The sequence below is a fragment of the Mycobacterium sp. genome, assembly GCF_044370595.1.
In the GTDB taxonomy this organism is placed as follows: domain Bacteria; phylum Actinomycetota; class Actinomycetes; order Mycobacteriales; family Mycobacteriaceae; genus Mycobacterium.
The window spans coordinates 1-11,055 of the sequence record NZ_JBILVF010000114.1 but is presented as its reverse complement, the minus strand read 5'-3'; the positions used below and the strand labels follow the sequence as shown (position 1 = coordinate 11,055).

The 11,055-nt window shown below is 66.6% G+C and carries 8 protein-coding genes and 1 pseudogene; 1 reads left to right on the top strand and 8 read right to left on the bottom strand.

The features are described from left to right. Positions 1-244: 244 nt before the first annotated feature. From eccCb to ADBZ5N_RS13715, 8 genes are all read right to left on the bottom strand, one after another. Positions 245-1,993, bottom strand: a complete 1,749-nt coding sequence (gene eccCb, locus ADBZ5N_RS13750; protein WP_526258227.1) for a type VII secretion protein EccCb — start codon at positions 1,991-1,993, stop codon at positions 245-247. After that, positions 1,990-4,227: a type VII secretion protein EccCa gene (gene eccCa, locus ADBZ5N_RS13745; protein ID WP_526258225.1), complete on the bottom strand. Its 2,238-nt coding sequence runs from the start codon at positions 4,225-4,227 to the stop codon at positions 1,990-1,992. Before eccCa ends, eccCb begins: the two co-directional genes overlap by 4 nt. Then, positions 4,227-5,654, bottom strand: coding sequence for a type VII secretion protein EccB (gene eccB / locus ADBZ5N_RS13740; RefSeq protein WP_526258223.1), 1,428 nt, complete (start codon positions 5,652-5,654; stop codon positions 4,227-4,229). Before eccB ends, eccCa begins: the two co-directional genes overlap by 1 nt. Positions 5,655-5,656: 2 nt before the next feature. Beyond that, positions 5,657-7,378 (bottom strand): type VII secretion AAA-ATPase EccA, encoded by a 1,722-nt coding sequence (gene eccA / locus ADBZ5N_RS13735; RefSeq protein WP_526258221.1) that lies wholly within the window; start codon positions 7,376-7,378, stop codon positions 5,657-5,659. Beyond that, a complete protein-coding gene (locus ADBZ5N_RS13730) occupies positions 7,371-7,952 on the bottom strand; it encodes a YbaB/EbfC family DNA-binding protein (RefSeq protein ID WP_526258219.1) in 582 nt (193 codons plus the stop codon). Before ADBZ5N_RS13730 ends, eccA begins: the two co-directional genes overlap by 8 nt. 157 nt (positions 7,953-8,109) lie before the next feature. Continuing rightward, entirely contained in the window at positions 8,110-8,943 is an 834-nt protein-coding gene (locus ADBZ5N_RS13725; RefSeq protein WP_526258217.1) for an ESX secretion-associated protein EspG, read from the bottom strand. Positions 8,944-8,945: 2 nt separating this feature from the next. After that, positions 8,946-9,266, bottom strand: a complete 321-nt coding sequence (locus tag ADBZ5N_RS13720; protein ID WP_526258214.1) for a type VII secretion target — start codon at positions 9,264-9,266, stop codon at positions 8,946-8,948. 7 nt (positions 9,267-9,273) lie between these two features. After that, positions 9,274-10,026 (bottom strand): EspA/EspE family type VII secretion system effector, encoded by a 753-nt coding sequence (locus tag ADBZ5N_RS13715; protein ID WP_526258212.1) that lies wholly within the window; start codon positions 10,024-10,026, stop codon positions 9,274-9,276. A gap of 558 nt (positions 10,027-10,584) precedes the next feature. Here ADBZ5N_RS13715 and ADBZ5N_RS13710 point away from each other — a divergent pair. Then, positions 10,585-11,055: pseudogene (locus tag ADBZ5N_RS13710) on the top strand (hypothetical protein); the annotation flags it as partial.

The window sequence follows — 11,055 nt, the reverse complement described above, 5'->3', positions numbered from 1 at the left end:
GCGGCGGCGGAACTGGCCGACGACGATGATTGGGTCGTGGATGACGAGGTGGCGGATTGATTGCTCGAACAGCCGGTAGGGCCGGCCAAAGCGATAGCGCCACCAACGGCTGCTATCACCACGATTCGCGGCTGCCGCTTTCCGCCAGATACTCGAGGGGGTCGATGGGTTATCAGACGGGAATTCAATTGAGATTCTCCTCCGATGGTGTGCTCGCGCGATTCACGGTTCCCTCACTGCCGCGTCATTCTTCGGGCGGGTCGATGTACACGGCCTGGATGACCTCCTTGGCCTCCTGGGTGACCAGGAACGCCTGCCCGGGTGGCCGCTTTTTGACGATGATCTCTCTCGACGGGAAGTCCTGTTTCTCGCCGGACAGGAACAGGGTGGGCGAGCCTGACCCGAATGCGGTGCCCACGAACTTGTCCATGGTGGCTTTGTAGGCCTGACTCATTTGGCAGGTCACGATGATGTGCAGGCCGATGTCACTGGCGGCCGGCAGCAACGGGGCCAGCGGCGCCATCGGCGGCATTCCACCGGAGGCGGCGACGATCATGTGCCAGTCATCGACCAGCAGCACCACATCGGGTCCGGTCCACCAGGACCGCGACCGTAGTTGCGCCGAGGTGAGGTCTGCCGGCGGCAGGCGTTTCTTGAGGTTGACGGCCAGGGCCTTGATGGCTTCCTCGAGTGTCGTGCTGTTGCGGTTGATCGCGCCCGCGTCGAGCAGGTGACTGTCCGGTACCGCGCCCAGTAGTCCGGAGCGGTAATCGGCGAGCATGAAGCGCACCTGCGCCGGACTGTTGCGGGCGCAGATCGCCCGGGCGACGGCGTGGGCGATGCGGGTCTTGCCCGATTTGGCCGCACCGAAGATCAGCAGATGCGGATTCTCCGCCATCGGCGCATAGGCCACCGTGAGGTCGGTTTCGCGCAACCCGATCGGGATGGTCCACCGGGTCGCATAGTCGGCGTCCGGCCCGGGTGGATTCGGGTCCAACTCGGCCAGGTCGATGCGCTCGGGCAGCACCCGGACTTCGGGTGCGAACTCAGTGTTGTCGCCGGCGATCTGCTGCGTGGCGGCGGTGATCGCTGCGACCAGGTTCTCGGCGCTGTGCACACCGTCGAGTCGGGGCACCCCGATCATCAGGTGGTTCTTCTCCATCGAGATCGCCCGGCCGGGGCGACCCGCGGGGATGTCGCGGGTGATCCGGTCGATCTGGGTGTCGTTGACGTCGCCGAGGCGGAACTCGATCTTGGTGCCGAGGTAGTCCCGCACCCGCGACTTCAGTTCTGTCCAGCGCGGCGTGGTGATGATGACGTGCACACCGAACGACAGCCCCTGGCCGGCCAGGTCCTGCACCAGTGCTTCGATATCGGGGAACTCACTGACCACGGCCGGCCATCCGTCGATGACCAGGAATACATCGCCGAACGGATCGGCCGCGGCGGGATTGTTCGGATCAGCGCGCATCTGCCGATACTCCGCAATCGAGCCCACCCGATACTGTTTGAAGTCGTTTTCCCGTTGCCGCAGAACGGCTCTCACCTCGGCGAGCACCCGCATCACCCGGTCGGGTTCGGATCGGGTCACCACCGCACCGACATGCGGCAGATCCTCCAGATAGATCAGGCCGCCGCCGCCGAGGTCGATGCAGTAGAACGCGACGTCGCGCGGGGAGTGCGTGGCGGCCGCCGACAGGATAAGGGTCTGCAGCAGGGTCGACTTGCCGGTTTGCGGCGAACCGCCGATCGCGATGTTGCCGCCGGCCCCCGACACGTCGACGCCCCACACCGCCTGGCGGTGGTGGCGTGGCTCGTCCATGATCCCCAGTGCGAAGCGCAACGGCTGTGGATTGTCGTTGGCGAGCAGTTCATCCAGCGGTGCCGGGTCGGTGAGCGGGGGCAGCCAGATCTTGTAGGCCCGCGACGGTACGGTGCCGAGTTGGTTGATCACTACCTCGCGCAGCGATTGCTGCTGCGATCCCGATGTCATAGCGGCACCGCCGGGGCTGCGGCTGCCGCCGCGGTGAACAACCGCGGTCGCAGCACCTGCGCGCTGACCGGGGCGTCCAGATGGCCGTGGCCGTTGGTGTCGGCCGCGACGGTCGGAACGTAGGTGCCGCCGGTGTAGAGGGTGCTGAACTTCACCGGGTCTTCCATGCCAACCCGCAGGAACCCGACACCACCTTCCTTGTTGGTGATGTATTGGGCTTCCGGCGTTCCGATCACCGCGCGCGATTCCGCGGAACTTGTGGTGCGCAACGCGATTCGGTAGGTGAGGTTGGGTTCGAGTTTGTCGATGCGCGCCCCGCCCGCCTGCAGTGACTGGGTTGCCAGCAGCAGGTGCACCCGCAATGAGCGGCCGACCCGGCAGATCCGGTCGAACAGCGCCAGGAAGTCCGGGTGGCTCTGCAGCAGTTCGGCGAACTCGTCGACGACGACGAACAGGGTGGGCAGCGGCGCCAGATCGGCCCCGCCCTCTCGGTACTTCTCGTACTCGGCCACCCCGGAGAGCGCACCGGCCGCACCGACCTGAATGCCGGCCTGGCGCAGGATCGCCTGGCGGCGGTCGAGTTCCCCGGTGAGCACCTCACCCATGCGGCTGACGAGTTCGGCCTCCTCGGCCATGTTGGTCACCACGGCGGCGGTGTGTGGAAGCTTCTCCATACCCAGGAACGTCGAGCCACCCTTGAAGTCGGTGAGCAGAAGGTTGATCTGGTCGGGGCTGTGGGTGGCCGCCAGCGACAGGATTAACGTGCGCAGGAATTCGGACTTACCCGACCCGGTGGTTCCGATGAGCATGCCGTGCGGGCCGGCACCGAACTCCGCGCCCTCCTTGATGTCGAGGTACATCACCTCGCCGGTCTTGAGTTCATGGCCGAACGGGATGCGCAGCCGGTCCTGGTCCTTGTCGGGGTACATCTGCCAACGCTCCGGCAGCACTTCGGTCACACTGGCGGCGCCGACTAGTTGATGCCATTCGGTGGCGATCTTTTTCTTCTGGACGCGCGCCCTCTTGTCGATGATGGTGCCGGTGGTTGACCACCCCGCCAGCTTCCGGGCGACCCGGGTGGCCTGCTCGGGTGACATCCGGTCGGTAACCGAGGTCACCAGTCGGAATTGCTGGCCGGGCAGTCTGTCGTCGGCGGTCTCGTCGGCGGCCACTCTGATCCGGTAGGCCGAATCACGATGATTGCCCAGGGTGAGCACCGTGACGCCGGCCCTGCCGTCGGGCGGAAATCCCGCCCGGCCGCCGGTCAGGTCGACCACCACCACGTGCGGGCCGCCGGGTGAGCCCTCGGGTGTATGCGGGCCGCGGGCCGCCAGGTCGCCCAACCCCTCGGCGCCGGTGTAGATCATCCGGGTCGGCCCGCTTTCATCGGTATCGCTCGGGTGCGCGACGTGCGGAAGCCATTTGATCCAGGACCAGTGCGGATCCTCGGCATCATCGGTGAGCACCCGGATCTGAAGCTGATCGGGTGCGTGGAAAACGGCCAGATGGCAGATCATGGCGGTCAGCAGCCCGGCCGCGCCGGCCGGATCGCCGCCGATCGCGATGGTCGGAAATGTCCTCAGCTGCAACAGTTTCGGGCAGTCGTGAATCAGGCCGTGGGTGCGCAGAAACTTCACCGCCCACATGTGACTGACCGGTTCCAGATAGGGCTGGGGCGCGGCACCCGGTCCGGCGAGTTCGCCGCCGACGGCGGGCTTGAGCAACCGGTCCACGGCCGGCTGGTCACCGATTCCGATCCGGGTTGCGGCGTAGAAGTCCGACGTGGCGGGACGCGACCACTGTCTCGGTGTGCCGACGATCGACAGCAGATCATCCGGGTGGGGCGCGTGGAAGCCGAAGAAACCCACCTGCGCGCCGGCCGAGGACGTCACCCGGGTCCGCAGTCCGGCCAGATACCGCAGGTACTCCTTGCGGTCGGCGTTGATCTCAGGCACCTTCTTGCCGCCTCCGCCGCCGCCACCCATCGAGCCGCCCAGCATCATGATCATCATCAGCGGCATCATCAGCATGTACGGGGAGATGTTGCGGATGCCGCTGGAGAACATGATCCCGACCAGGCCGAGCATGCAGCCGCCCATGATGAAGGGCAGGAACTTCTGGATTGTCGGTGCGGGCACGTCCACACCCAGATCCTCGGGCGGGTTGACGGCGATTTCACCGGGATTCAGGCGCGGGCCGCGGGCCGCGTTCGGGGTGAACTTCTTCGTCGTCATCAGCTTGCTCCGAGCTTTCTCGGATTCGGGTCGACGAACACGCCGCGGTCGCGTTCCAGCAGGGCGGCGTCCCGTGACAGCACCGGGCCCTCGACCAGAAGGCGAATGACTTCCCACGGCGCGGGTGTCGGCGACGACAGGCCCAGGGTTGCCGCGGTTTCCTGGTCGGGCAGCCCGTAGCGCACGCCCAGGGGGTCGACGTAGTAGAGCGATTCGCCGTAGCGCGGATCGTCGGATTGCACCTGTATGTATTTGCCGCCGTTGGTGTATACCGTTGCCGTGCCCTGGACTTGGTTGATGCCGGAGCCGAGTGCTGACGGCGGGATCGGCAGGTGCCGACCGGCGATCACCATGGTTTGGGGTTTCTGATCACCGGCCCTGCGGTCCCATGTCCAGCACAGCACGGGTGCGTCCTGGCGGGACAGCGGTGTGAGCGGGGCAGGGGGCAGGGGCGAATCATAGGGTCGTTCCGGCAGGGTGATCACCAGGTTGGGCACCACCTCCGGTGGCGTGACCAGACCGTGGGAGTCCGTGGCGCGCAGGGCCGCGGCGGTGGTGGCGTTCACCGGTGCGACGCCGTCGAGCAACACCACGTGGTACTGCGGACCGGCGGAGGTATAGGTCTGAAACACCGACCCGACGACGAGTTCTTTGGGCAGGCCGAGGGTGTTGGGTTCACCGGAACCGGGGATCGGCGGCAACTGCCAGGCACCGGCGTCGGGTAGCGCGTTGTAGAGGCCGCCGGAGATCGGGACCGGAACGGCCGTCACCGGGATCCCCACCGCCGAGGTGATCGCGCGGTTGGCGCGGTCGACGGCGTGGCGGCCTTGCGGCGTGATGATCCATTCGCTGCCCTGATAGGACGCCAGCAGTGCGGAGTCCGCCGGAATCGGGCCCATCGCGGCATCGGTCACCAGTGGCATCGACAGCAGCGACGTCTGCAGCACGGGCGCGGCGCTGTCCGGATTGGTGACGGTGTCGCACAGCGCCCACGGCGAGGCGCCTGCGGTGACCGGGGTGGCGTGCGGGGCACCCGGGATGCCCACCCACGCACCCTTGGTCATCGCGCTCAGTTCCGAGGATTTCACCACCGTCGGATTGGCCGGGCTGCCCAGGATCAGCCGCGCCGAACTCAGGTTGAACACCGGGTGCAGGCGGCCCGTCACATTCACAAAGATCTGGAACGTCCCACTGTCGGCGTAAAGGTCACCGCCGCCGAGCTTTCCCTGCGGCCGGAACAACGCCATCGCGCACGCCCCCACCGCGATCATCGCCGCGATGACGACGCCGATCATGGCCGAGCGGCTGTAGAACTGCAGCGGATCGTCGAACATCCGGGTGTCGCGCCGCACGATGGCATGCTCGAGGCGGCGCAGCAGGAAGCGCCAGCCACTGACCTGAACCTTGGTGGTGAGCCGCAGTCCCATGGCTAGTCGCTCACATTCAGCCGGGCATGAACGGAGTCGATCGCCTCGGTCATGTCCTCGGCGCTGATCTCGCCCAGCCGCTGGGCATCGAGGTCCTCGAAGTTCTCCGAACGGGTAAGCCGGATATCGCGGTACTGCTCGGCCGCCTCCACCAGTTGGCGTGCGTAGCGGCCGTTGCCGGCGATGTCTATCGCCGGCTTGCCGCGCACCGTCCGCTGATCCAGAAGCTTCGCCGCCTGCAGTAGATTCTCGGCGGCATCGCTGCTCAGCTCCGAGTCATTGGCGCGCGCAATGACTTTCGCGATCGCAAGGATCTCCTCAGGGCAGTACGAGTCGAACTCTATGCGGGTGGCGAAACGTGACCGCAGACCCTCGTTGGTCTCCAACAGCCGGTCGATGTCGGTGCTGTAGCCGGCGATGATCACCACCAGTCGGTCGCGGTCGTTCTCCATCCGGGCCAGCAGGGTGTCGAGTGCCTCGGATCCGAACGGGTCGGCGCGGCCATCGCGTTCCTGAACCAAGGCGTAGGCCTCGTCGATGAACAGCACCCCGCCCATCGCCCGGTCGATGGTCTTGGTGGTCTTCACCGCGGACTGGCCCTCGTATTCGGCGACGAAATCCTTACGCGAGGTCTCGACGAGCGTCGGTTCCGGAATGACACCAAGTCCAGCAAGGATATTGGCCACCACCCGGGCGATCGTGGTCTTTCCGGTGCCGGGTGGGCCGGTGAAGATCATGTGCTTGCTGGGTTGAGCCACCTTCATGCCGCGGGCGGCCCGCACCCTCGCCATCTGGGTGGCGGCGCGGTATCGCTCGATCTGGTCTTTGACCCTGGCCAGTCCGATCTGGCGGTCCAGTTCGGCTTGGGCGTCGGTGAGCAGCCTGTCCCGCCCGGAGGTGTCGGCCACCACGCTGGTCGAGTCCCAGGGGTCGGTGCGGGCGGCGATCTGCTCGGCGGTGGTGGTGGGCAGGCGATAGTTCGGATCCTTCAGCGCTGCAGCGACTTTCGGGTCTGGGTGGGTGGTTTGCAGCCATTCCAGCAGAGCCACCGCGGCGTCCTCGTTGCCCTGGGCGCGGCGCGCCATCGCCAGGTGCCAGGCGATGGCCGGTGCACAGGCCTCGGCGGCGGGGGAGGAGTTGGCCTCGGTGAGCCGGCGCTCACCATCGGTGAACAATCCCAGGTTCACCGCGGCGACACCGTGGGCGACGCCCGCCGCACCGGCCAGGAAGGCGTCCGGCCAGTTCCCGGCGGCGCGCACCTGTTCGATCACATCGTTCCAGCGCCCGGCCGCGCCGTACACCACGGACTTGACCCAGGCCAGCAGATGCTCGGACGGGCCGGCCTGGACTTCGTCCAGAGCGTCCATGGCGTCGGCGAAGTTGCCGTGGGCGGACTCGTTGACGGCGAACCCCATCGTGATCGCCAGCGGAGAAGTCACCGGGTAGGTGATGTCGCCGTAAAGACCGCCGATGGGAACCCGGGCGCCCAGGGTGTTCATCGACACCCGCGCCGATCCCGAGAGGTGCCCGAATCGGGTGCGCGAGTACCAGGCCCGGAACAGTGTCACCCGGTCGGTGTCGCCGCATCGGATGCGTCCGACCCAGGCGTCACAGGCGGATTCGTCGTCTTCGGTGATCTCGGTGAACAGCGTCAGGGCGCGTGCCTCCGAGGTAGCCAGCATGCTGACGGCATTGTCGAACATTCCGGCCAGATGCTCAGCCATGGCGCTCGGAGTAGCGGCTGGCGAACACAGCGGCTTGGGTCTCGTCGGCCTGCTGCGGCGAGGGCAACTCCAGTCCCTGCTCCAGCACTTCCCGGACTTCCGCACCGTTGTGGTGCTGCTCGCTATAGAGCATGTTGGTCATGAAGGAGTGCTGGCCGGCAAGTCCTCTGAGCCGTGCCAATTCCGCGATGACGCGGATCTCCTCGGCCAGTTGCGACTCGGTCATGGCGCTCACCGACGGCGCCAGGTCGATCTGCTGGATTCTGCCGTCCATGAGCGAGGACACCGACACCGTCCCGGGGGGATTGGTTACCGTGAACATCGGCCCCGGCGCGTCGTCGTCGGCGGGCTCGTCGGCGTCCCCGGTCTGGGAGTCGATGATGTCCTCAACGGTGACGACGTCCGCGATCCCGGCCGGTGCGTACTCGTCCAAGTCGGCCAACCCCGACTCCGAGTCGTGGTCATCGTCGGTGCCGAAGTCCATGTCGTAGGCCTGCGAATCGGCCGGCGCAGCCTCGGCCGAGGAGAAATCCAGCGCGGCCAGGTTGTCGTGGTCCTCGTCGCCGTGTGTCATCGTGACCTGTCCCTCCCCCCACTTCGGATGGTGAGCTGGTTAACCGAGCGCCGAGTGTCGTCGCGCCTACCCAGCACGGCGGCGATTGCACTCGCGAGGATAGGGGTCCGAGACCCCCGCAGGGATGGGTGAAATTACTCGAATTTGAGTGCTTTGCTCAATCGTGTCGGGCGTTGTCGGGGTGATCGAGCCAACCGCCTGCGGGCAGGAACTCCAGCAGGCTATCGAGCGCGCGCTGCAGATTCTCGGTGCTGCCCGGCAGGAAGCTTCCGTACAGTTCGCCGCCCACCCGGCGGGGTAGCGACACCAGCCTGCCCCACGCCGAGTCCAGCACACCCGCGGCGACACCGGCCGCCGTCGACGTGCCGCCGGGGTGGCGTTGGGTGGCGGTGATCTCGACCCAGCAGACGGGATTGCCGATGATCTCGGCGTAGCGCCGGGCCGAGGCTGCCCCGACACCGTGGGCCGCCAACTGCGCGGCGGTGGTGCACTCGGCCAGTTCGGCGGCCAGGCCCGTCAGCGGTTCCACCTCGGCGGGTTCGGCGGGCCCCAGCACGTTGGTCACCATGTCCGCCAGGGCGACGTGCGGTGCGAAGCGTTGCAGCACCACCAGGTCGCCGTCGCGAACGGCGATCACGTGGCACTCACCCCGGCGGCACAGCACGAACCGGATCATCGTGGCCTCCGCGCGCCGAAACCACCGGCACTCCAGGGTCCGCTCCGCCCGGCCGAGGGTATCGACCATCTGCGCCACGGCCGGGTCGGGAAACCCCTGGCTGTCGAGCACACCCTGGCCGATCAGGTCGCGGCGAACCTGATCCCACACCAGGGCGCGAACATCCTCGTCGCCGATGTTCGCCCGGATGCCCAAAGCGGTGAACTCGGCCAGATCCAACCGGTCGGCGACCACCAGCATGCCGTCGATGGTCAACTCCACCCCGACGACGTCAGCGTGCAGATCGGCGGGCCCGGCGGGGTGGGTGCCGGGCATGCTCACAACATCTGTTTGTTGAGGTCGTCGCCAGCCGTCGAGTCGGTACCGCGATACTGTTTCGCCCCTACATTCACGTGGGCAGCCATCGTGAGAGACACCTGCTGCAATTTGGCGGAAGCTGTTCCACGATTCTCCAGAGCAGCCCGCACGGCCGCAAACGAGGCCGTGGAAATAGCGCCGTGGGTGTTCTTGACGTTGTTTTCCAGTCTGGCGGATCCCACTGCCGTCTGGAACGAATCACTTGCGCCGATGCTAGCGGCCGCGTCCAATTGGTGCCCTTGCAGTCTTTTGAAGGTGTTGTCGCTGGTGGATAAAGTCATGGTGTCCTCACGGTGTGGGTGTCTGGGCGGCGTGCGGGCAGCATGCGTTGTTTACCCCGGTTAAATAGGCAGTCGCTGCCGTCTCGAGATCCTGGTACTGGGTGGCCAAACCCTGTATCACGTTGCCATTCGCTACGACGTTCGAACGGTGGACCACCTGAGCGGCTGTGTCGGCAGAGGCGCATGTCAGCGCGATGGCAGTCTGAATTCCGAGCGATACTTTTTCTTGTCCACTTGCAGTCAGTGCGCCGCAAGCTGGTATCGCGACCGCGTACACGGCCGTCACGTATCCGAAGGCCCCTCGGATATCCGCGACCTGACCGGCCTGTTTCGTCAGGGCCTTATTGAAATCCCGATCGATAGCGGCCATTTTCTTGACGCGTTCTTGTTGGGCCTGATTGCCTTCGGAATATTTGGCTTCCGCACCGCCGTCGTCGTTGGTCCACCCCGTCGTGTTAGCGGCCATTGTCAAATCTTTCGCAGCCAAGTCCAGTCGCCCCGCCGCCGTCTCAAGGATGTCTCCCCTATTGGGGGCACCGAAGCCGTTCAGCATGTTCTGCGCAACGTGGATGATGTTGGCCGCGATGAGAATCGGGGCTGGCCACTTGCTTTGCTTAGCTGAGGCTGCCGCTGCGTCGGCCTGAGCTTGTGCTGTTGCTGTTTCCTGCGCGACACGGGCGACATCCGCGGCGATTTGCGCCGGCACGTCAGCACCGGCGAGGTCTAGACCCGTTTTCACCCCCTGAAACCATTCGTTCATGGTCGCAGCCGTAGTGGCAGCCGTCTGAGCGGTAGCCGCTGCGCTGGCCGCCCCCAAGTTCGCCACGGCCGCGCTTCCCGTCGCTACGCCGGATGCCGTGCCCGCCACCCCTCCGGCCCACGACCCGATGCGCCAGTCAGTGCTCGTGCTACCAGGGGAGGTTACGGCGCCACCGAGGGTGTTGCCTGCGCTGACCGCCGAGCCAAACCCGCCAAACGCCGAGAGGAGCATTGTTGGATCCACTACGTACTCCTTCGCCCTGTCACCCGGCAAACCGGGGTCAATTGCATTGTGCCGTAAGTACAGTGACGTGATGGCGATATCCACGCATTCGGCCGGTCCTGCGCTGACCGGCTCGGCCCTCTCCGTCGGCCGGGTGGGCGCGTTGGCTGGGCGAACTCAGCGGTCCGACCCACCAGATCACGTCGCGCGGGCATCGGAAAATTATCGGGGATGCGGGACAAAATCGGGTAATTTCACCCATCCCAGGGGCGGTGCCGGTCAGGTAATTTCGCGACCGAACGCAGTCGACGGCGCTAGCGAGGGGACGAGACTTCCGTGACCAAGACCAGGATCAAGACCGCCGGGCGGGTGGGTGCCGCGGCCGTTGCGCTGGGACTGTCGCTGGCGGGCCCGCAGGCGGTGGGTGTCGCGTCGGCCGACAGTCCGGACACCGGCTCGGCCTCGGTGTCCGGGTCTACCGCCCCCTCCGATGCCCGGACGGCCCGGGAACCGGTGTCGGGCAGGTCGGCACCGGAGCGGACCGGGCGCGCTCCTGGTTCTTCGGCCCGCCGCGGCGCCCAGAGCGTGGAACCGGATGCCGCGGCCCTGCCGCCTGCCGTCGTTCCGGCGGGGGCAGCCGCTGTCGAGGTCGCTGACGTGTCGCGGCCGGTGACTGCGACGGGCCGTGGCCAGTCCGGACCCTCTGAGCCCGCCGCGCTAATCGGCAGTGACCTGCTCGATCCGGCGGCCACCGCGCAAGCGGAGTCGGAGCCCTCCGCGCTTGCCGGGCCGGCCGCAGGGGGCACC